Raw genomic sequence first — 19,345 nt, forward strand, 5'->3', positions numbered from 1 at the left:
TCCTTGGAAAGTTACATTTGCGACGACCGGGCTTCTGCCAGCCGCCGGGCGGCGATGCAAGGCGGCGCGCGAAATCGGTCCTACGGGTAATCCCGCCACTAGGGTTCCAAAATCGCTTGATAATCTTGTCGCGATGACCAGTCTGCACGCCGACACCATGCAATACGGGGGCGAGATGATTAAAGGGAAGCGGGTCAGCAGAGGTATTTCGGCGCTGGCCTTTGCGATGGCTGCGGCCGCGGGCGGAGCGCAAGCGCAAGGGACCGACAATGCGGCGCGTTTCGGCGCGCTCGAATCCATCCTCGACGTCAGCCTGTCGCCAGACGGCAGCAAGTTGGCGTTTATCGATCAGGGGCCGAAGAAGACGCGGCGGCTGTTCGTCGTCGACACGGCCGAGGGGTCCGAGCCGCGCCAGATATTGGCGAGCGACGGGGGGATCTCCGGCAATCTCAGCTGGTGCGGGTGGGTCACAAACGCGCGTCTTGCCTGTCAAACCTTCACGCGCGGCGATGTCTCGGGCGATGTCCTTTCGGCGACAAATATCATCGGCATTGATGCGGCCGGCGGCAATCTGAAGCTGCTCAGCAATCGTCGGAGCCACCGGGCGCTTTACGCCGACTTGCGCGGCGGCAGCGTGATCGACTGGTCGTCGACCGACAAGGGCTCGCTGCTTATGACGCGCACCTATGTGCCCGAGGTCGATACCGGTACGCGCATCGCCAACCGTGCCGAGGGGCTGGGCGTCGATCGGGTCGATTCGGTCACGGGCGCTGGCCGCCGTGTTGAACCCGCCAACCGCGACGCGATCTATTATCTGTCCGACGGGCACGGCAATGTCCGCATCATGGCCTCGCAATCCTGGTCGAGCAGCACCGGACAGCTCGAACCGACGATCCGCTTTTCCTATCGCCCCAAGGAAGGGGGCGGCTGGAAGCCGCTGGCGCAGACCGACATCGTGCTGGAGGATGGCTTCGATCCTGCCGCGATCGATGCCGAGACGAATCGTGTCTATGGCTTCCAGAAGATCGACGGACGCAAGGCAGTGGTCGCCATGGCGCTCGACGGCAGCGGCGCGGTGACCCCGGTCTATGCTCATCCGTCGGTTGACGTCGACGACATTATCCGCATCGGGCGCAATGGCCGGATCGTGGGCGTTTCCTATGCGACCGACCAGCGCACGGCGGTCATGACCGACGCGGCGATGGCGAAGATGACGAGCGCGCTGTCGAAGGCGCTTGGCGGCAAGCAAGTCGTGATCGTCGATGCTTCGGCGGACGAGAGCCGCTATCTGGTCCGCGCCGAATCCGACACCGATCCGGGCGCCTATTATCTGTTCACGCCAAAAGCCGGGGAGTTGCGCCCGTTGCTTGATTCGCGGGCGCCGCTGGTTGGAATGACCCTGTCACCTGTGAAAGCGGTGACCTATCCGGCCGCCGACGGCGCGAGGGTACCGGGCTATCTGACCCTGCCGCCCGGGCGTGTCGATGCGAAGGGCCTGCCCGCGATCGTGATGCCGCATGGCGGACCGTCGGCGCGCGACGAGTGGGGCTTCGACTGGCTGGCGCAATATTTTGCGCAGAGCGGTTATGCGGTGCTCCAGCCCAATTATCGCGGTTCGTCGGGCTATGGAGACGCCTGGTATCAGAGCAATGGTTTCCAGTCGTGGAAGCTCGCGGTCGGTGACATCAACGACGGCGGCCGCTGGCTGGTTGGGCAGGGCGCTGATCCCGCGAAGCTGTCGATCGTCGGCTGGTCCTACGGCGGCTATGCCGCGTTGCAGTCGGGGGTGCTGTCGCCCGACCTGTTCAAGGCGATCGTCGCGATCGCGCCGGTTACCGACCTGCAGCAGTTGAAGGACGAGGCGGCGCGCGAAGGGACGGGACGGATCAACACCAAGTTCATCGGCAGCGGCCCGCATATCAGGGAAGGCTCGCCCGCCCAGAATGCCGGTGCAATCAAGGCGCCGGTGCTGATGTTCCACGGCACGTTCGACCAGAATGTCGAGCCGGCGCAGTCGCGGACGATGAAGCGCGCGCTCGATGCCGCGGGCAAGCGGGTCGAGCTGGTCGAATATCCCGAACTCGCCCACAGCCTGGAGACGAGCGAAGCGCGGATCGATATGCTGCGGAAGATTTCGGCTTTCCTGCCGCACTAAAACAAAAGGGGCGGCCCGTTGCCGGACCGCCCCTTTGCATCTCGCGATGAATCGCCGGATCAGCGCGAATAGAATTCGACGACCAGGTTCGGTTCCATCTTCACCGGATAGGGCACTTCGTCGAGCGTCGGAACGCGGACGTAGGTGGCCTTGGTGCCTTCGACCGACAGATATTCGGGCAGGTCGCGCTCGGGCAGGCTCTGCGCTTCGGCGACCAGCGCCATTTCCTGGGCCTTCTTGCCGAGGGTGATTTCGTCGCCCGGCTTCACGAGGCGGCTCGCGATGTTGCACTTCACGCCGTTCACATAGACGTGGCCGTGGCTGACGAGCTGGCGCGCCGAGAAGATGGTCGGCGTGAACTTCGAGCGATAGACGACCGCGTCGAGACGGCGCTCGAGCAGGCCGATCAGGTTCTGGCCGGTGTCGCCCTTCATGCGCGACGCTTCGAAATAATTCTTCTTGAACTGCTTTTCGGTGATGTCGCCGTAATAGCCTTTCAGCTTCTGCTTCGCGCGGAGCTGGATGCCGAAGTCCGACATCTTGCCCTTGCGGCGCTGACCGTGCTGGCCGGGGCCATATTCGCGGCGGTTGACCGGGCTCTTCGGGCGACCCCAGATGTTCTCGCCCATGCGGCGGTCGAGTTTATACTTGGCGCTCTGGCGCTTCGACATGCGTCGTCTCCAATTTGCTGTGTGCCGAGGGATTTCGGCAGTTCCCGGGTCGCACCATATGGGCACCAAGAAATCTCGGGCCATATGCGACCGCCGCTTCACCGGGGTGCGGGGTCCATTGCGAAGGCGCGCGGTTAGACGGGGAGGGGGACAAAGTCAAGCGCCCAAGGGCCCGCTCGACAGAATGGAAAAAGCCGCTAAAGGCAGCGCGCATGACGTCTGCCAAACTTCCCGAAGATTGCGAAACGATGGTCGAGATCCGCGCCGGGGTCGATCAGGTCGACCGCGAGCTCGTCGCGCTGCTCGTTCGCCGTTTCGGCTATATGGACGCCGCGGCGCGCATCAAGACCGACCGCGCCAGCGTTCGCGACGAAGCGCGGAAAGCTGAGGTGCTCGACAATGTCGCACGCGAAGCCGAGGCCGCAGGACTGGATCCGGCGCGGCTGCGTGCGGTGTGGTACGAACTGGTCGAACAGTCGATCGCTTATGAGGCGACCCAGTGGGATCGCCTGCGAGCTAGTAGCTGATCGCTCAGTTGGTAGCGCCAGCCGACGGCTTGTCGGCAACGGTTTGCGTCGCCTCTTCCTTTGGCTTTACGGTCTCGACGACCGTACGGCATACGCGCTTTGGGACGGCGCTGCCGGTCGATTCAATCTTTTCGCAGATCTTCTTGGGTTTTGCGGGCTTGGCCGCCGGCGCCGTAGTGGCGCGCGTATCATTTTCGGCGGTGTTCGCCGACGCTGCTGCAAGGGCAAGCGAAAAGAGCATGGACATCATATCGAAAATCCCCCCGACTGAAGCCGGCGTTTCGCGGCCGAACGCCGCGATGCCGCCGTGCATCATCCGATCTCAGGTGCTTTGGTCGATCAGCGGGCGCCGCCGCCGCCGTTCATGCGGACATCGCTGCCGACGTCTTGCGGCTGGGCGTCCCATTGTTCCTGGGTCTTGCAGGTGCGACCCTTCAGGCGCGAACCGGTGTTCACGTCGGTGCGGCAGATTTTCTTCGGCTTCGCCGGTTTGGCGGTGGCGGTGGTCGGCGCTGGCGCTTCAGCCGCCTCGGGGGCTGAAGCCGAAAGCGCGAGGGAAAGGATGAGAGTCAGCATAGGGTCTCCAAGATCGATTCCCCCCGTTATCGCGATCGGGGCGTCCTGCCAAGTGCCGTCACGATCCCATGCATCATCCTGATATCATTGTGCGACCAGCCGGTCTTCGTAAGCGTGGTCCTGAGCGTCCGCAGCGTTGCCTCCGTGCGGTCGGCGGGGAAGAAATAACCTGCCTTGTCGAGGTCGCGGACGAAATGCTGGATCAACTCCTCCATCTCCGCATGCGGTGCGGGAGGATCGAGCGGCACGTTGGGCGGGCTCGCCAGCGCCACCCCTTTCGACCATTCATAAGCCAGCAGGATCACTGCCTGGGCGAGGTTCAGCGACCCAAATTCGGGGTTGATCGGCACCGTGATGATCTTGTGCGCGAGCGCGACATCGTCGGTTTCGAGCCCCGAGCGTTCGGGACCGAAGATGTAGGCCGAGCGCCCGGCGGTGGCATGGACTTCGCGCGCGGCGTTCTCGGGCGTCGACACCGGCTTGATAACGCCGCGCTTGCGGACGGTGGTGGCGTAGATGGTCGTGCAATCGGCGACTGCTTCGGCCAGCGTGTCGAACAGTTGGGCGTTCGCGAGCACGATATCGGCGCCTGACGCCGCCGGCCCCGCATCGGGGTTCGGCCAGCCGTCGCGCGGCGCGACGAGGCGCAGTTCGGTCAGCCCGAAATTGAGCATCGCCCGCGCCGCCTTGCCGATATTCTCGGCAAGTTGCGGTCGAACGAGCACGATGACGGGAGGCGGGGCGGCCGCGGTCATTTGCCCGGCCGTGCCGCCTCGGTGATCGATGAGGCGAACTCCTCGAAATCCTTGGCCTCGGTAAAGTCGCGATAGACGCTGGCGAAGCGGATATAAGCGACATTGTCGAAGCCCTTCAGCGCCTCCATCACCATCGCGCCGATCTGCGCCGCCTGTACCTCATTCTCGCCCGAGGTTTCGAGCTGGCGCTGGATGCCCGATACCAGCCGCTCGATCCGCGCCCCGTCGATCGGGCGCTTCCGGCACGCGATCTGGACGCTGCGCATCAGTTTCTCGCGGTCGAAGGGTTCGCGGCCGCCGCCGGCTTTCAGCACCGCGACCTCGCGCAGCTGAATGCGCTCGAAGGTCGTGAAACGCGCGCCGCAGTCCTCGCACTGGCGGCGGCGACGGATCGCCGCGCCGTCCTCGGTCGGGCGGCTGTCCTTCACCTGGCTGTCTTCATGTCCGCAATAGGGGCAGCGCATCGGTCAGCGTTTCACCCGCGTATAGAGCGCGATGGCGGCGCCGGCGAACAGGCCGACCGGCCATGTCACGACGGGCAGCACGGCGCCGGCAATCGCGCCGACGACGCCGCCGGTCAGCACCGGGCGCGTCGAGGGATGGTTCATCCCCTGCTTGCCCATGGCCTTGACCTCTTCGATGGTCACTTCGACCAGCGTCGGCTCTTCGGGATGCTGCCTCGCCATTGCCTTAGCCCTGATAGATGGGGAAGCGTTCGCACAGCGCGCGGACGCGGCCGCGGACCTTGGCTTCGACATCGGCATCGCCATGCTCGCCCTTGTCGCGCAGCGCCTCTAGAACGTCGGCAACCATATCGCCGATCTCCTCGAACTCGGCGATGCCGAAACCGCGCGTCGTGCCCGCGGGCGATCCGACGCGGATGCCGCTGGTCTTGACCGGGGGCAGCGGGTCGAACGGGACGCCGTTCTTGTTGCAGGTGATCGCCGAGCGTTCGAGCGCCTCGTCGGCGTCGCGGCCGGTGATGCCGAGCGGGCGGAGGTCGATCAGCGCGAGATGCGTGTCGGTGCCGCCGGCGACCACATCGGCGCCGCGCGCCTTCAGCCGGTTCGCCAGCGCCTGGGCGTTGGCGATCGTCGCCTTGGCGTAATCCTTGAACTCGGGGCGCAGCGCTTCGCCGAACGCCACTGCCTTGGCGGCGATGACATGGACCAGCGGGCCGCCTTGCAGGCCTGGGAAGACCGCCGAATTGATCCGCTTGGCGATCGCTTCGTCATTGGTCAGGATCATGCCGCCGCGCGGGCCGCGCAGCGTCTTGTGCGTCGTCGTCGTGACGACATGCGCGTGCGGCAGCGGCGAAGGGTGCGCACCGCCGGCCACCAGGCCCGCGAAATGCGCCATGTCGACCATCAGCAGCGCGCCGACGTCATCGGCGATGGCGCGGAAGCGCGCGAAATCGAGCGTGCGCGGATAGGCCGAGCCGCCCGCGATGATCAGCGAGGGGCGATGCTCCTTCGCCAGCGCCTCGACCTGGTCGAAATCGACGAGATGGTCGTCGGCCCGTACGCCATATTGCACCGCGTTGAACCATTTGCCCGACATCGCCGGCGGCGCGCCGTGGGTCAGGTGGCCACCGGCGTCGAGGCTCATGCCCAGGATCGTCGCGCCCGGCTTGGTCAGCGCCAGCATCACCGCGCCATTGGCCTGCGCGCCCGAGTGCGGTTGGACGTTGGCAAAGCCGCAGTCGAAGAGTTGTTTCGCGCGGTCGATCGCCAGCGTCTCGACCTCGTCAGACGGCGCACAGCCCTGATAATAGCGCTTGCCCGGATAGCCTTCGGCATATTTGTTGGTGAAGACGCTGCCCTGCGCTTCGAGTACCGCCTTCGAGACGATATTCTCCGAGGCGATCAGCTCGATCTGATACTGCTCGCGTTCCAGTTCATGCTTGATCGCCGCCGCGACCGCGGGGTCGGTGGTGCCGACGCCATCGGTGAAATAGCCGGCCGATTTGATGGGCTTGTCGAGCGTTTCGGTGGTCATCGGCTGGTCTCCAGTTGCGGCGGATGAGAAAGCTTGTCGACGCGGCGCGCGTGGCGGTCGCCGGCGAAGTCGGTGGTCAGGAAGGCGGTGATGCACGCCTTCGCCATGTCGATGCCGGTCAGGCGCGCGCCGAGGGCTATCACATTCGCGTCATTGTGCTCGCGCGCCAGCTTCGCCGACAGCGGCTCGGATACGAGCGCGCAGCGGCAGGCGGGGTTGCGGTTGACCGAGATCGAGATGCCGATCCCCGAACCGCAGAGCGCGACGCCCTTGTCGGCGCTGCCGCCCGCGACGGCCTCGGCAAGGCGATAGCCATAGTCGGGATAATCGACGCTGTCGGGGCCGTTGGTGCCAAGGTCGGCGACGTCGTGACCTTCGCCGCGCAGCCAGTCGGCGAGCACGGCCTTCAGCTCATAAGCGGCGTGGTCAGAGGCTATCGCGATGCGCATCGGCGCGGCTCCCGCTGGAGAAAGGGAATCTATGACGCGCCTTTAGGCGAAGCTTGGCCGATTGGCCATAAGCGAGGTGGCAAATTTGTGACGCCGGCGATATGGCCGCGCCATGTCCGACACGATCCTGTCCGTGCTGATGCTGACCGGCGTCATTTTGACCGGCGGCGCCATCTATGTCTTTCGCAAGGGCGACCGGCGCCGCGCGTTGTTGATGCTGGTCGCGGCGCTGGTCATGTTCGCCAATGTGGCGATCTGGGTGGTGCCGACGACATAATAATCGTCGCCCCCGCCTGCGCGGGGGGCGACGTTCCACTTTACCGGATCGGCGAATCCGGCGCGAGCCGCATGTCCAGATAATTGTCGAGCGACTTCATCAGCTGGTCGAGCTCATGCTCGAAGAAGTGGTTGGCGCGCGGGATCTCGTCGTGATGGATCGTGATGCCCTTCTGCGTGCGCAGCTTGTCGACCAGCTTCTGGATCGCGGCAGGGGGGACGATCTCGTCCTGCCCGCCTGCGACGATGATGCCCGACGAGGGGCAGGGCGCGAGGAAGCTGAAATCATACATGTTCGCCGGCGGCGCGACCGACAGGAAGCCCCGGATCTCGGGGCGGCGCATCAGCAGCTGCATGCCGATCCACGCGCCGAAGCTGAAGCCCGCGACCCAGGTCGTCTGCGCCTCGGGATGGATCGACTGCACCCAGTCGAGCGCCGACGCGGCGTCGCTCAGCTCGCCGATGCCGTTGTCGAACGTGCCCTGGCTGCGGCCGACGCCGCGGAAATTGAAGCGCAGGACCGCAAAACCGCGCGCGACGAAGCTCTTGTACATCGCCTGCGTGATGCGGTCGTTCATCGTGCCGCCGCCCTGCGGGTGCGGGTGCAGGATCAGTGCGACCGGCGCGCGCGGGCGCGGCGGCGGCGAGAAACGGCCTTCGATGCGGCCCTCGGGGCCGGGGAAAATCACGTCGGGCATGGAAGCACCTCTTATCTTTTTGAGCTCAAGGCCGAATCGCCGGCTGGCGGGGTGGCGGAGCGAAGGTGGCGCCTATATAGAAATTGGGTAGCAAGTTGCAACTTTTGCGAATCGCTCGCAATAAGGTGGCGGCACGCTCCCCGTTTCCGTTCGCTCGATGCGAACGGGGTTTGATTGGTTCCTCGCAGATGATTGCCGCGCCCGCATGATTTACCTCGATTACCAAGCCACGACGCCGCTCGCCCCCGAAGCGCGCGAGGCGATGCTGCGCTGGCTCGAAGGGCCGGGCGAGGGCGCCGATGACCTTGGGGGCTTCGCCAACCCGTCGAGCACGCACAAAGCCGGCCGCGCCGCCGCCGCCGCGGTCGAGGTCGCGCGCGATCGGGTCGCGGCGCTGCTGCCAAAGGGCGGCCGGGTCTATTTCACCTCGGGCGCCACCGAGGCGCTCAATTGGGCGCTGTTCAGCGGCGCGAAGGCGAAGCCGGGCGGCGTCGCGGGACTGAGCATCGAACATGCCGCCTCGCTGCAATGCCTCGAACGGCTTGGCGCAGCGATCCTGCCGGTCGATGGCGAGGGGGTCGCCGTCCCGCCGGATGACACGCTGATTCCCGAAAACGGTATCGTCGCGACGATGCTGGTCAACAACGAGGTCGGCACGATCCAGCCTGTCGCCGATTTCGCCGCAGCCGCGCATGCGAAGAACAGCCTGCTGCTCTGCGACGCGGTGCAGGGCTATGGCCGCGTGGCGATCCCCGACGATGCCGACCTGATCGCGATCTCGGCGCACAAGATCCACGGACCGAAGGGCATCGGCGCGCTGTGGGTGCGCGACGGCGTCGATCTGGAGCCGCTGATGTTCGGCGGCGCGCAGGAGCAAGGAATGCGCTCGGGCACCGTCTCGCCCGCGCTCTGCGCCGGTTTCGGCGCGGCTGCGGCGCTCGCGGCCGAGCGATTCGAGGGGGATGCCGAGCATGTCGAGCGCCTCTGGTCGCTCGCGCGCGACATGCTGCCCGAATGGACGCTCAACGGGGCCGAAGGCCCGCGCTACCGCGGCAACCTCAACGTCCGGCGCGAGGGCGTGAACGGCCTTCGCCTGATGTCCGACGCGCGAAACGTCGCCTTCTCGCTTGGCAGCGCGTGCGGCAGCGGGTCGGGCAAGGTCAGCCATGTGCTGCGGGCGATGGGCGTCAGCGAGGCCGACGCCCGCGCGTCGATCCGCCTGGGCTGGGGACGCTATATGACCGAAGCGGCGTTGCGCGACGGCCTGAACGCCATCAAGGATGCGGCGCGGCTGCAAGGGGTCAATTAATGCGCGTCACCTTCATCCATGCAGACGGCAAGGGCCGTACCGAAGCCGACGCCGAACCGGGCAGCATCCTGCTCGACGTCGCGCAGGCGCATCTGATGCCGCTCGAGGGGACGTGCGAGGGGCAGATGGCCTGCTCGACCTGCCATGTCATTGTCGACAAGCAGGATTTCGACCGACTGCCGCCTGCAAGCGAGATGGAAGAGGATATGCTCGACCTCGCTGCCGGCGCGCGCCGCACCAGCCGCTTGGCGTGCCAAATCCTGTTGACCGAGGATATGGACGGTTTGACCGTGCATATTCCGTCCGAAAGTCGCAATATGCAGGGGCCACGCTGAAAGCGGGATAATCGAGTACGGGTCGCACCGAATGGGGAAAAAGGGCGATGCGGAGACTTTCGTTGTTGGCGGCGATACTGCTCGCCGGATGCGGCACGCCCGCGGAAAAGCCCGCGCCGCCGGTCGCCTTCGCCCGGCTGTCGACCGATGCCGTCAAGCATGGCGAGCGCATGTCGATCATCCTGGGCTGTTCGGGCTGTCATGGCACGGATTTGACCGGTCAGGACTGGAGCCAGGAAGGATATGGCCGTCTCTGGACCGCCAACCTGACCGTCGCGGCGGCGGGCTACACCGATGCCCAGTTGAAAGGCGTCATCAAGAGCGGCAAAAAGCCCGATGGCACGCCGCTCTGGGACATGCCCTCGCATCTCTTTACGCATCTTGCCGATGCCGATGTCGATGCGCTTGTCTCCTATATCCGCAGCCTTCCCAAAAAGGGCGAAGCGCATCCGCCGCCCACCTTCGGCCCGATCCTGAAAGCCGAAATGGCGAAGGGCGAATATTTTTCGTCGGCGGTTCGGACCGAGCGCGACGGAAAGGCCTTCCCGCCCGACGCAGGACCGGAGCATCGGCTGGCACGCTATATCGTCCGGGCCACCTGCGCCGAATGCCATGGCATGGATTTGCGCGGCGGCAAGGCCGGGCCGATCACCGGAGACCGGCCCGACATCCGGATCGCCGGTTCCTATGACGCCAGGGATTTTGCGCGCCTGCTTTGCACCGGCGTGGCGGCGGGCGATCGCAAGCTGGGGCTGATGGCGGAGGTCGCTCGGGGCCGGTACAAAAATTTCACCGATGCAGAGATTGCCGCCATCCACGCGTATCTGAAGGCCGTGGCCGAACGCGACCCCTGACCCGGGCGCACCGCGCTTGATTTTCGTCAATCGCGCCGCCATATGCGCCGCGGGAGTCGGGCGGACGCAGTCTTCGCCAACCCGGTCAGGTCCGGAAGGAAGCAGCCGCAACGAATTCGCTGCGGGTCGTTCCGGCTCCCACCCTCATTTCCTCTCCGGTTTCGTCACCCTGAACTTGTTTCAGGGTCCATGGCCGATGCTTTCGATAAACGCTGTGTTGGAGGTGAGGCCGGGCGATCAATGCTGAAACAAGTTCAGCATGACGAGCTATGGGAGGGACCGTCCGCTTTCCCCTTCGACAAGCGCTCCGACCGTGCCTAATACGGATCGCATGAGCGATTCCGCCGACGACGAACCGACGATGCTGGGCATGGATTTGCCGGAGACGCCCGCGCCCGCGGCTTCGAGCGGCCCCTACCGCGTCCTCGCCCGCAAATATCGCCCGCAGACCTTTGCCGAGCTGATCGGGCAGGATGCGATGGTGAAGACGCTGGGCAACGCGATCGCGCGCGACCGGCTGGCGCACGCCTTTCTGATGACCGGGGTACGCGGGGTGGGCAAGACCTCGACCGCGCGCCTGATCGCCAAAGCGCTCAATTGCATCGGCCCCGACGGGCAGGGCGGACCGACGATCGATCCGTGCGGGGTGTGCGAGCCGTGCCGCGCGATCACCGAGGGACGCCATATCGACGTGATCGAGATGGACGCCGCGTCGAACACCGGCGTCGACGATGTGCGCGAGATTATCGAGGCGGTGCGCTATGCCGCGGTATCGGCGCGCTACAAGATCTACATCATCGACGAAGTGCATATGTTGTCGCGTAACGCCTTCAATGCGCTTCTGAAAACGCTCGAAGAACCGCCGCCGCACGTCAAATTCCTCTTCGCGACCACCGAAGTGAACAAGGTGCCGGTGACGGTGCTGTCGCGCTGCCAGCGCTTCGACCTCCGCCGCATCACCCCCGACATGCTGTTCGCGCATTTCAGTTCGATCTTGCAGAAGGAGGGCGTCGAGGCGGAGGCGCCCGCGATCTGGCTGATCGCCAATGCCGCCGAAGGTTCGGTGCGCGACGGCCTGTCGATCCTCGACCAGGCGATCGCGCACGCCGACCTCGATGGCGGCGGCAAGATCGGGGCCGATCAGGTGCGGACGATGCTGGGGCTGTCGGATCGCACCGCGATCACGCAGTTGATGGCGGCGATTTTGGGGGGCGACAGCGGCGGTGCGATCGACCTCGCTCGCGCGCAATATGCGCTGGGGATCGAGCCCGTGGCGATGGTGCGCGGGCTGATGGACCTGACGCACGCGATCACGCTCGCCAAGGTGTCGCGCCACGACGATCCCGCACTCGCGGCGAGCGACCGTGAACGGATCGGCGACTGGGCGCAGAAGCTGGGTTTCGCGCCCCTCAACCGGCTGTGGCAGTTGCTTCTGAAGGGGCATGACGAGGTACTGCGCGCGAACAATCCGCTCGAACATCTCGAAATGCTGCTGCTGCGCGTGATCTATGCCGCGTCGATGCCCGATCCCGGCGAGCTGGCGAAATTGCTCGAATCTGGCGGGGTGCCGACGATGCCGCTCGCCGCGCCGCCGGCTCCCGGCGGGCACGAGAATGCGGCGGCCGAGCCGGTTTCCGAAATCGCGGCCGCGGCGAGCGGCGGAGCGGCGGCCTCGGCGCTGACGATAGCACAAATTCATCAGCTGCTTGAAAGCACGGGTAATCATCAGCTTGCACGGCAAGTTTATGACGATCTCAAGCTTCTGGAACTCGAACCCGGCCTGCTCGTCTACGCGCCCGCGGCGGCGCTCGACGGCGATTTTCCGCGCCGATTGGGTGAGGCGCTGTTGAACCAGACCGGCAACCGCTGGCAGGTGCGCGTGGGCGAGGGCGAAGGCCGTCCCAGCCTTGGCCAGATGCGCGCCGCGAAGCTGGCCGACAATGAATCCCGCATTCGCGAACTGCCGGTCGTCAAGGCCGCGTTTGCGGCTTTCCCCGAGGCAAAATTTGCCGACGACAGTAAATAGGTCCAAATCCATGAAATCGATCGAAGAAATGATGAAGGCGGCGCAGGAAGCCGCCGCCACCGTGCAGGCCCAGATGCAAGAGGCGCAGGCGAAGCTCGACACCGTCGAGGTCGAGGGCGTGTCGGGCGGCGGCCTCGTCAAGATCACCGCAACCGCCAAGGGCCGCATCAAGGCGATCCACATCGACGACAGCCTTATCGTCCCCGCCGACAAGCAGATGCTCGAAGACCTGCTCGCCGCGGCGTTCAACGACGCGCGCGAAAAGGCCGATCGCGCCAGCAACGAGGAAATGGGCAAGATGACCAGCGGCCTGCCGCTGCCGCCGGGTTTCAAGCTGCCGTTCTGACCTGAATATCCTCCCTGTGCCGAAGGCATGGGGAGGGGGCCGCGCCCGAAGGGCGTGGTGGAGGGGCCGAAACCTCGCGCCATTGCCCCTTCGTCAGCGCTTCGCGCTGCCACCTCCCCATCGCTTCGCGACAGGGAGGATTGCGCTGCCCATTCAGCAATGCGTCATTGAACCACCAGCAGGTTACGCCATATTAGCGATGAACACCCTATAAAGAAGGGCGGAGCCGCCGAAGCCGCGGCCCGCTCAGGAGCCGTAATGACGCAATCTTATCCCCTGCTTCCGCTGCGTGACATCGTCGTTTTTCCGCACATGATCGTGCCGCTGTTCGTCGGCCGCGACCGCTCGGTCGCCGCGCTCGAGACCGCGATGGAAAGCGACAAGGAAATCTTCCTCGTCGCCCAGCTCGATCCGGGCGAGGACGATCCGCAGCGCGACGACCTGTTCGACGTCGGCGTGATTGCCACGGTTTTGCAGCTGCTTAAGCTGCCCGACGGCACCGTCCGCGTCCTCGTCGAGGGCAAGGAGCGCGCGAAGCTGTTGAACCTCACCGAGGAGAGCAAGGCGGTGATGGCGAGCGTGGAGCCGATCGCCGACACGGTGGACGACAGCGTCGACACCGCCGCGCTGATGCGCTCGGTCGTCGACCAGTTTGAAAGCTATGCCAAGCTCAACAAGAAGATGCCCGCCGAAACCGCGGTGCAGCTGTCGCAGATCGAGGACGCCTCGCGTCTGGCCGACTCGGTGGCGGGCAATCTCAACATCAAGGTCTCGGACAAGCAGGCCCTGCTCGTCGAGGATGCGCCGTCGAAGCGGCTCGAAATGGTCTTCGCCTTCATGGAGGGCGAGCTTGGCGTGCTGCAGGTCGAAAAGAAGATCCGCGGCCGCGTGAAGCGCCAGATGGAAAAGAGCCAGCGCGAATATTATCTCAACGAGCAGCTGAAGGCGATCCAGCGCGAACTCGGCAACGACAATGGCGAGGGCGGCGACGACCTTGCCGAACTGCAGCTCAAGATCGACAGCCTCAAAATGTCGAAGGAGGCCAAGGCCAAGGCGAACGCCGAGCTCAAGAAGCTGCGCGCGATGGCGCCGATGTCGGCCGAGGCGACGGTCGTACGCAACTATCTCGACACGCTGATCGGCCTGCCGTGGGGCAAGAAGTCGAAGCTGAAGAAGGATATTGCGAAGGCGCAGGACGTGCTCGACGCCGACCATTTCGCGCTCGAAAAGGTCAAGGACCGGATCGTCGAATATCTGGCGGTGCAGGCGCGCACCAACAAGCTGAAGGGCCCGATCCTCTGCCTCGTCGGCCCTCCGGGCGTCGGCAAGACCTCGCTCGGCCGCTCGATCGCGAAGGCGACGGGGCGCGAGTTCGTGCGCCAGTCGCTGGGCGGCGTGCGCGACGAGGCCGAAATCCGCGGCCACCGCCGTACCTATATCGGCTCGCTGCCGGGCAAGATCGTGACGAATCTCAAAAAGGCCGGCACGATGAACCCGCTGTTCCTGCTCGACGAGATCGACAAGCTCGGCCAGGATTTCCGGGGCGATCCGGCGTCCGCGCTGCTCGAAGTGCTCGATCCCGAACAGAATGCGAAGTTCCAGGACCATTATCTGGAAATCGACGTCGACCTCAGCGACATCATGTTCGTGACGACGGCGAATTCGCTGAACCTGCCGCAGCCCCTGCTCGACCGCATGGAGATCATCCGCCTCGAAGGCTATACCGAGGATGAAAAGGTCGAGATCGCGAAGCGCCACCTGATCGCCAAGCAGATCGAGGCGCACGGCCTGAAAGCGGGCGAATTCGAGCTGACCGACGAAGGTTTGCGCGACCTCATCCGCTATTACACCCGCGAGGCGGGCGTCCGCACGCTTGAGCGCGAGATCGCGCGTCTTGCCCGCAAGGCGCTGCGCAAGATCCTCGAGGGCAAGGCCGAGAGTGTCACGGTCACCCCCGACAATCTCGCCGAGTTCGCGGGCGTCCGCAAATTCCGCCACGGCGTTTCGGATCGCGAGGACCAGGTTGGTGCTGTGACCGGGCTCGCCTGGACGGAGGTTGGCGGCGAATTGCTGACGATCGAGGCGGTTACCGCATCGGGCAAGGGCCAGGTCCGCACGACCGGCAAACTCGGCGAGGTGATGACCGAGTCGGTACAGGCGGCGCTGTCGTTCGTGAAGGCGCGCGCGCCGGCCTATGGCATCAAGCCCAGCCTGTTCGCCCGCAAGGACATCCATATCCACTTGCCCGAGGGCGCGGTGCCGAAGGATGGTCCGTCGGCCGGCGTCGGAATGGTCACCACGATGGTCTCGACGCTGACGGGCATCCCGGTCCGCAAGGACGTCGCTATGACGGGCGAAGTGACGCTGCGCGGCCGCGTGCTCGCGATCGGGGGGCTCAAGGAAAAGCTGCTCGCGGCGCTCCGCGGCGGGATCACCACCGTCCTCATTCCCGAAGAGAATGAGAAGGATCTGGTCGAAATCCCGGCGAACATCACCAAGGCGCTGAAGATCATTCCGGTCAGCCATGTCGACGAGGTGCTGGCCGTCGCGCTGGTTTCTCCAGTCGAGCCGATCGAGTGGACAGAGGCCGACGAACTCGCGGCATCGCCCCCGATTGCGCCCGGCAGCGACCCCGAAACGACGATTCGGCATTGAGTCATCGGCGCCGGACGTCATTTCGTCCTATATTCGTCGCAAAATCGACGTTTTGGCTCGGTTTTCGCCCTTTTTTGCTTTGACAAGGCGGGGCGAAACATCGTTAGTGGCGCGCCATGGCTTCGGGCCATGAATCATCAGTTATCCAACCATAATGCAGGGGTTCCTTAGGCATGAACAAACAAGACCTGATCGCCGCCGTCGCTGACTCGAGCGGCCTGACCAAGGGTGACGCGAGCAAGGCCGTTGAGGCCGTTTTCGACGCGATCACCGGTTCGCTGAAGAAGGGCGGCGAAGTCCGTCTCGTCGGCTTCGGCACCTTCGCGGTCAGCAAGCGTAAGGCATCGACCGGTCGCAACCCGCGCACCGGCGAAACGATGACCATCGCGGCGTCGAACCAGCCGAAGTTCAAGGCCGGCAAGGCCCTCAAGGACGCTGTCAACTAAGTTGGCAGGCACCTTTTGGTGAAAACATTTCGGGTCGCGGCGCAAGCTGCGGCCCGATTTGCATCTGCAGGCGAAAATTCGGCAAATGGGCGTTGCATTACCGGCGCGAGCGGCTATGGCCGTCCGGCTTTCGGACGCCTCAGGCCATCGGCCGGCATCGGAATGGGCGCGTAGCTCAGCGGTAGAGCACACCCTTCACACGGGTGGGGTCACAGGTTCAATCCCTGTCGCGCCCACCATTCCCCCGAAGCATCTTTTGCCCGAACCGGGGCTTGCAGCCCATTCATCGCCTATTCAATGCGTTCACGCTAGGACCATGGGCATGTTCCGCACTCTGATCATAACCCTCGCTTCCGCCTCGCTGCTTGCCGGCACACCCGCGATCGCGCGCGGCGACCGCGACCAGGACAATCTGCGCGAAGCCGCGGCGCAGGGGCAGGTGATCCCGCTCAACCGCCTCATCGAAGGCGTGAAGTCGCGCCCACCCTACAGCGGCATGACCTATCTCGGCGGCCCGCAGTTCGATGCGGAGCGTATGCTCTACGCGCTGAAGTTCATGGATGGCAGCCAGGTCGTCGTCGTCTATGTCGATGCGCGGACGGGCCGCATCGTAGGCCGCAAACCCTGACAATTTGCCTGCAACGACATTTTGCGATGATCGTTGCGACTTGATACACAGTCGTTGGATAGCGGCCGGCCATGTACCGGCGCGCAGAGGAAAGGCGTTTCAATGCGGATTTTGATTGTCGAGGATGAACCCACGCTCGGGCCGCAGCTGAAATCGACGCTGGAGGCGACCGGCTATGCCGTCGATCTCGCGACCGATGGCGAGGACGGCCATTTCCTCGGCTCGACCGAAAATTACGACGCGGCGATCCTCGACCTCGGCCTGCCCGAAATCGACGGGCTGACGGTGCTCGACCGCTGGCGCAAGGAAAAGCGCAATTTCCCGGTGCTCGTGCTGACCGCGCGCGACAGCTGGTCTGACAAGGTCGCGGGTCTCGACGCGGGCGCGGACGATTATCTCGCTAAGCCGTTCCAGACCGAAGAGCTGATCGCGCGCCTGCGTGCGCTCATCCGCCGCGCCGCGGGCAACGCGTCGAGCGAGCTGATTGCGGGCAATGTCCGCCTCGACACGCGCTCGGGCCGCGTGACGCTCGACGGCGCGCCGGTGAAGCTGACCGCGCAGGAGTATAAGCTCCTGTCCTACCTGCTCCACCACAAGGGCAAGGTCGTGTCCCGCACCGAACTGATCGAGCATATCTACGATCAGGATTTCGACCGCGATTCGAACACGATCGAGGTGTTCGTGACGCGCATCCGCAAGAAACTGGGCGCCGACATCATCACCACCATCCGCGGCCTCGGCTACCAGCTCGACGATCCGCAATAAGGCATGGCGGAGGGGGACGTCGCCCCGGCGGTAGAATCCGATCCGGCCCGGCCGGCAGCCCTGACGAGCCGGATCACCGGCTCGCTGGCGCGGCGCATGATCGCGATCGCGACGATCTGGATTTCGGTGCTGCTCATCGGGGGCGGCTTCGCGCTCGATCGCGTGCTCACCAACGCCATCACGCGCAACTTCGATTCCAGCCTCGAATATGTGCTGATCGCGATGATCCGCTCGTCGGAGATCGGGCCGGATGGAGAGGTGCGGTTGATCGAACCGCTCGGCGACCAGCGTTTCCTCGAACCCTATAGCGGCCTGTATTGGCAGATCAGCGGCGGCGGACAGGAGCCCTATCGGTCGCGCTCGCTGTGGGAGCGCACACTGAAGCCGCCGCAGGCCCATGTCGACAACGAACTTCATACCTACAACAGCAACCAGTTTCCCGAGGAGCAGCTGCGGGTCCTCGAACGCAATGTCATCCTGCCCGGCAGCAAGACGAGCTGGCGCTTCCAGATCGCGCAGTCGCGCGAGGCGCTGGACCTGCAGATCGGCGCGGTGCGCGCGACGTTGATCCCCAGCCTCGGTCTGCTCGGCCTCGGCCTCATCATCCTCGCCGCGCTTCAGACCTTTTACGGCCTGTTGCCACTGCGCCAGATTCGCCGCGCGATCGCGGCGATGCGCGGCGGGCAGAACCGCCGCGTCACCGCACCGTTGCCGCTCGAAGTGCAGCCGATGGTCGACGAGCTCAATGCGCTGCTCGCGCATAACGAGAAGCAAGCCGAGGAGGCGCGGCTCCACGCGGGCAATCTGGCGCACGCGCTCAAGACTCCGCTGACCGTGCTGGTCAACAGCGCGACGGGATCGGACAGCCCGCTTGCGGAGACCGTGCGGCGCGAGGCGGCGACGATGCAGCGCCAGGTTGACCACCATCTCGCCCGCGCCCGCGCCGTCGGCCGCCGCGGCGCCGCGCAGGCACGCGCGATCGTATGGGACAGCGTCGAAAGCGTCTCGCGCGCGGTCGGGCTGCTCTATCCCAAGGCACGGCTCGATGCATCGGGCGACAAGACGATCGTCGCGCGCGTCGAGCGGCAGGACCTGGACGAGCTGATCGGCAATCTGCTCGAAAATGCGGCCAAATATGGCGGCGGCAGCGTCTTCGTCACTGTCCAGCGCGACGGCACGATGGCCGAAATCCTGATCGAGGACGACGGCGCGGGCATCTCCCCCGCCGACCGCCAGCGCATCTTCGACCGCGGCGTCCGCCTCGACAGCGGAAAGCCGGGGACCGGCCTCGGCCTCGCGATCGTCCGCGATGTGGCGGAGATTTATGGCGGCAGCATCATGCTCGAAGAGAGCGAGGATCTGGGCGGATTGCTGGTAAGGCTGAGGTTGCCGGCGGGTTAGGCTGTTTTGGGGTCGATTCCAGACATTCGTCATCCCGGACTTGATCCGGGATCCATAGCCGCGCCGTCGTCGTGGATCCCGGATCAAGTCCGGGATGACGAGAAATGAGAATCCTCACTGTGGCGAAGCCATGGGGAGGGGGACCGCCGCCGCAGGCGGTGGTGGAGGGGCGACGACGTCGCGCCAAAGGCCTCTCCGTCAGCGCTTCGCGCTGCCAACCCCCATGGCTTCGCCACAGGGAGGATCATCGTCAGCAACGCTCGCTAGCCGACATCGCCCGCTGCGCAGAAAACACTTTCCTACATTGTTGCGGCATGAGACCGTAATCCGGCTCTTTGAAAATGTCCGTCGATCGAACCGTCATTCAGCGAGCGTGCCACTAAAGCGACAAAAGCGACATTTTTGCGCGCGCCGTCCGTCGCTTTTGTCGCCTTAAGGCCACAAAGGACAAAATTCCGGCGTCTTCAAGCGGGGC

General features: G+C 65.0%; 22 protein-coding genes, 1 tRNA gene and 1 other RNA gene. 15 read left to right on the plus strand and 9 right to left on the minus strand.

Annotated features, from left to right (window positions below; all coding sequences use genetic code 11):
• Window positions 1–133: 133 nt before the first annotated feature.
• Window positions 134–2,155 (plus strand): alpha/beta hydrolase family protein, encoded by a 2,022-nt coding sequence (locus ATE67_RS03645; RefSeq protein ID WP_197411879.1) that lies wholly within the window; start codon window positions 134–136, stop codon window positions 2,153–2,155.
• A gap of 59 nt (window positions 2,156–2,214) precedes the next feature.
• Here the strand turns inward: ATE67_RS03645 and rpsD are convergent, their stop codons facing one another.
• On the minus strand, window positions 2,215–2,826 hold the full coding sequence (rpsD, locus tag ATE67_RS03650; protein ID WP_058815296.1) for a 30S ribosomal protein S4: 612 nt from the start codon (window positions 2,824–2,826) through the stop codon (window positions 2,215–2,217).
• Between the two features lie 212 nt (window positions 2,827–3,038).
• On the opposite strand from rpsD, the gene ATE67_RS03655 reads away from it, so the two are divergent.
• Window positions 3,039–3,353 carry a chorismate mutase gene (locus ATE67_RS03655; protein ID WP_058815297.1) on the plus strand — a complete coding sequence of 105 codons (315 nt, stop codon included), beginning with the start codon at window positions 3,039–3,041 and terminating at the stop codon, window positions 3,351–3,353.
• Window positions 3,354–3,357: 4 nt separating this feature from the next.
• Here ATE67_RS03655 and ATE67_RS03660 read toward each other — a convergent pair whose 3' ends face one another.
• The 7 genes from ATE67_RS03660 to rpiB all read right to left on the minus strand — a co-directional run bounded on the left by ATE67_RS03660 (window position 3,358) and on the right by rpiB (window position 7,131).
• Window positions 3,358–3,603, minus strand: coding sequence for a hypothetical protein (locus ATE67_RS03660; RefSeq protein ID WP_156416897.1), 246 nt, complete (start codon window positions 3,601–3,603; stop codon window positions 3,358–3,360).
• A gap of 89 nt (window positions 3,604–3,692) precedes the next feature.
• Window positions 3,693–3,929 (minus strand): hypothetical protein, encoded by a 237-nt coding sequence (locus ATE67_RS03665; protein WP_058815299.1) that lies wholly within the window; start codon window positions 3,927–3,929, stop codon window positions 3,693–3,695.
• A 26-nt stretch (window positions 3,930–3,955) separates the two neighbouring features.
• A complete protein-coding gene (locus ATE67_RS03670; protein WP_058815300.1) occupies window positions 3,956–4,684 on the minus strand; it encodes an RNA methyltransferase in 729 nt (242 codons plus the stop codon).
• Window positions 4,681–5,148 (minus strand): transcriptional regulator NrdR, encoded by a 468-nt coding sequence (gene nrdR / locus ATE67_RS03675; RefSeq protein WP_058815301.1) that lies wholly within the window; start codon window positions 5,146–5,148, stop codon window positions 4,681–4,683. Before nrdR ends, ATE67_RS03670 begins: the two co-directional genes overlap by 4 nt.
• 3 nt (window positions 5,149–5,151) lie before the next feature.
• Window positions 5,152–5,370 (minus strand): hypothetical protein, encoded by a 219-nt coding sequence (locus ATE67_RS03680; protein WP_058815302.1) that lies wholly within the window; start codon window positions 5,368–5,370, stop codon window positions 5,152–5,154.
• A 4-nt stretch (window positions 5,371–5,374) separates the two neighbouring features.
• The gene (glyA, locus tag ATE67_RS03685; protein WP_058815303.1) at window positions 5,375–6,682 is read right to left on the minus strand and encodes a serine hydroxymethyltransferase; all 1,308 of its coding nucleotides are present in this window, start codon (window positions 6,680–6,682) and stop codon (window positions 5,375–5,377) included.
• The gene (gene rpiB / locus ATE67_RS03690; protein ID WP_058815304.1) at window positions 6,679–7,131 is read right to left on the minus strand and encodes a ribose 5-phosphate isomerase B; all 453 of its coding nucleotides are present in this window, start codon (window positions 7,129–7,131) and stop codon (window positions 6,679–6,681) included. The genes glyA and rpiB overlap by 4 nt, the downstream gene beginning before the upstream one ends.
• Window positions 7,132–7,243: 112 nt before the next feature.
• Here rpiB and ATE67_RS21630 point away from each other — a divergent pair, with 112 nt between their 5' ends.
• Window positions 7,244–7,408: a hypothetical protein gene (locus ATE67_RS21630; protein WP_197411880.1), complete on the plus strand. Its 165-nt coding sequence runs from the start codon at window positions 7,244–7,246 to the stop codon at window positions 7,406–7,408.
• Window positions 7,409–7,448: 40 nt separating this feature from the next.
• On the opposite strand, the gene ATE67_RS03695 is transcribed toward ATE67_RS21630, so the two are convergent.
• Complete coding sequence (locus ATE67_RS03695; RefSeq protein ID WP_058453864.1) at window positions 7,449–8,105, minus strand: alpha/beta hydrolase; 657 nt, start codon at window positions 8,103–8,105, stop codon at window positions 7,449–7,451.
• A gap of 205 nt (window positions 8,106–8,310) precedes the next feature.
• On the opposite strand from ATE67_RS03695, the gene ATE67_RS03700 reads away from it, so the two are divergent.
• The 12 genes from ATE67_RS03700 to ATE67_RS03750 all read left to right on the plus strand — a co-directional run bounded on the left by ATE67_RS03700 (window position 8,311) and on the right by ATE67_RS03750 (window position 18,870).
• Entirely contained in the window at window positions 8,311–9,414 is a 1,104-nt protein-coding gene (locus ATE67_RS03700) for a cysteine desulfurase family protein (protein WP_058815305.1), read from the plus strand.
• A complete protein-coding gene (locus tag ATE67_RS03705) occupies window positions 9,414–9,749 on the plus strand; it encodes a 2Fe-2S iron-sulfur cluster-binding protein (RefSeq protein WP_058815306.1) in 336 nt (111 codons plus the stop codon). Before ATE67_RS03700 ends, ATE67_RS03705 begins: the two co-directional genes overlap by 1 nt.
• A 47-nt stretch (window positions 9,750–9,796) precedes the next feature.
• The gene (locus tag ATE67_RS03710; RefSeq protein ID WP_082660190.1) at window positions 9,797–10,603 is read left to right on the plus strand and encodes a c-type cytochrome; all 807 of its coding nucleotides are present in this window, start codon (window positions 9,797–9,799) and stop codon (window positions 10,601–10,603) included.
• Window positions 10,604–10,651: 48 nt separating this feature from the next.
• Window positions 10,652–10,749: signal recognition particle sRNA small type (ffs, locus tag ATE67_RS20930), an RNA gene on the plus strand.
• Between the two features lie 185 nt (window positions 10,750–10,934).
• Window positions 10,935–12,629, plus strand: coding sequence for a DNA polymerase III subunit gamma/tau (locus tag ATE67_RS03715; RefSeq protein ID WP_082660191.1), 1,695 nt, complete (start codon window positions 10,935–10,937; stop codon window positions 12,627–12,629).
• Between the two features lie 10 nt (window positions 12,630–12,639).
• Complete coding sequence (locus ATE67_RS03720; protein WP_058815308.1) at window positions 12,640–12,975, plus strand: YbaB/EbfC family nucleoid-associated protein; 336 nt, start codon at window positions 12,640–12,642, stop codon at window positions 12,973–12,975.
• 258 nt (window positions 12,976–13,233) lie between these two features.
• Window positions 13,234–15,630 carry an endopeptidase La gene (gene lon, locus ATE67_RS03725; protein WP_058815309.1) on the plus strand — a complete coding sequence of 799 codons (2,397 nt, stop codon included), beginning with the start codon at window positions 13,234–13,236 and terminating at the stop codon, window positions 15,628–15,630.
• 173 nt (window positions 15,631–15,803) lie between these two features.
• Window positions 15,804–16,076: an HU family DNA-binding protein gene (locus tag ATE67_RS03730; protein WP_037510426.1), complete on the plus strand. Its 273-nt coding sequence runs from the start codon at window positions 15,804–15,806 to the stop codon at window positions 16,074–16,076.
• 164 nt (window positions 16,077–16,240) lie between these two features.
• Window positions 16,241–16,315 (plus strand) — tRNA-Val (locus ATE67_RS03735).
• 83 nt (window positions 16,316–16,398) lie between these two features.
• Complete coding sequence (locus ATE67_RS03740) at window positions 16,399–16,704, plus strand: hypothetical protein (protein WP_058815818.1); 306 nt, start codon at window positions 16,399–16,401, stop codon at window positions 16,702–16,704.
• A 102-nt stretch (window positions 16,705–16,806) separates the two neighbouring features.
• Entirely contained in the window at window positions 16,807–17,469 is a 663-nt protein-coding gene (locus ATE67_RS03745; protein WP_058815310.1) for a response regulator transcription factor, read from the plus strand.
• A 96-nt stretch (window positions 17,470–17,565) separates the two neighbouring features.
• A complete protein-coding gene (locus ATE67_RS03750; RefSeq protein WP_058815820.1) occupies window positions 17,566–18,870 on the plus strand; it encodes a sensor histidine kinase in 1,305 nt (434 codons plus the stop codon).
• The last annotated feature ends 475 nt before the right edge of the window (window positions 18,871–19,345 follow it).

Origin of the sequence: Sphingopyxis sp. H050 (genome assembly GCF_001468265.1) — a bacterium.
GTDB lineage: Bacteria > Pseudomonadota > Alphaproteobacteria > Sphingomonadales > Sphingomonadaceae > Sphingopyxis.

What these genes read in the sequence shown, in the direction of transcription:
- ATE67_RS03710 (WP_082660190.1), top strand. Translation starts at nt 9,797, where the DNA reads ATGCGGAGACTTTCGTTGTTGGCGGCGATACTGCTCGCCGGATGCGGC.
- ATE67_RS03730 (WP_037510426.1), top strand. Translation starts at nt 15,804, where the DNA reads ATGAACAAACAAGACCTGATCGCCGCCGTCGCTGACTCGAGCGGCCTG.
- ATE67_RS03680 (WP_058815302.1), bottom strand. Translation starts at nt 5,370, where the DNA reads ATGGCGAGGCAGCATCCCGAAGAGCCGACGCTGGTCGAAGTGACCATC.
- nrdR (WP_058815301.1), bottom strand. Translation starts at nt 5,148, where the DNA reads ATGCGCTGCCCCTATTGCGGACATGAAGACAGCCAGGTGAAGGACAGC.
- ATE67_RS03660 (WP_156416897.1), bottom strand. Translation starts at nt 3,603, where the DNA reads ATGATGTCCATGCTCTTTTCGCTTGCCCTTGCAGCAGCGTCGGCGAAC.
- glyA (WP_058815303.1), bottom strand. Translation starts at nt 6,682, where the DNA reads ATGACCACCGAAACGCTCGACAAGCCCATCAAATCGGCCGGCTATTTC.
- ATE67_RS03700 (WP_058815305.1), top strand. Translation starts at nt 8,311, where the DNA reads ATGATTTACCTCGATTACCAAGCCACGACGCCGCTCGCCCCCGAAGCG.
- ATE67_RS03695 (WP_058453864.1), bottom strand. Translation starts at nt 8,105, where the DNA reads ATGCCCGACGTGATTTTCCCCGGCCCCGAGGGCCGCATCGAAGGCCGT.
- ATE67_RS21630 (WP_197411880.1), top strand. Translation starts at nt 7,244, where the DNA reads ATGTCCGACACGATCCTGTCCGTGCTGATGCTGACCGGCGTCATTTTG.
- rpsD (WP_058815296.1), bottom strand. Translation starts at nt 2,826, where the DNA reads ATGTCGAAGCGCCAGAGCGCCAAGTATAAACTCGACCGCCGCATGGGC.
- rpiB (WP_058815304.1), bottom strand. Translation starts at nt 7,131, where the DNA reads ATGCGCATCGCGATAGCCTCTGACCACGCCGCTTATGAGCTGAAGGCC.
- ATE67_RS03740 (WP_058815818.1), top strand. Translation starts at nt 16,399, where the DNA reads ATGTTCCGCACTCTGATCATAACCCTCGCTTCCGCCTCGCTGCTTGCC.
- ATE67_RS03715 (WP_082660191.1), top strand. Translation starts at nt 10,935, where the DNA reads ATGAGCGATTCCGCCGACGACGAACCGACGATGCTGGGCATGGATTTG.
- ATE67_RS03720 (WP_058815308.1), top strand. Translation starts at nt 12,640, where the DNA reads ATGAAATCGATCGAAGAAATGATGAAGGCGGCGCAGGAAGCCGCCGCC.
- ATE67_RS03645 (WP_197411879.1), top strand. Translation starts at nt 134, where the DNA reads ATGACCAGTCTGCACGCCGACACCATGCAATACGGGGGCGAGATGATT.
- ATE67_RS03750 (WP_058815820.1), top strand. Translation starts at nt 17,566, where the DNA reads ATGATCGCGATCGCGACGATCTGGATTTCGGTGCTGCTCATCGGGGGC.
- ATE67_RS03665 (WP_058815299.1), bottom strand. Translation starts at nt 3,929, where the DNA reads ATGCTGACTCTCATCCTTTCCCTCGCGCTTTCGGCTTCAGCCCCCGAG.
- ATE67_RS03655 (WP_058815297.1), top strand. Translation starts at nt 3,039, where the DNA reads ATGACGTCTGCCAAACTTCCCGAAGATTGCGAAACGATGGTCGAGATC.
- lon (WP_058815309.1), top strand. Translation starts at nt 13,234, where the DNA reads ATGACGCAATCTTATCCCCTGCTTCCGCTGCGTGACATCGTCGTTTTT.
- ATE67_RS03670 (WP_058815300.1), bottom strand. Translation starts at nt 4,684, where the DNA reads ATGACCGCGGCCGCCCCGCCTCCCGTCATCGTGCTCGTTCGACCGCAA.
- ATE67_RS03705 (WP_058815306.1), top strand. Translation starts at nt 9,414, where the DNA reads ATGCGCGTCACCTTCATCCATGCAGACGGCAAGGGCCGTACCGAAGCC.
- ATE67_RS03745 (WP_058815310.1), top strand. Translation starts at nt 16,807, where the DNA reads ATGCGGATTTTGATTGTCGAGGATGAACCCACGCTCGGGCCGCAGCTG.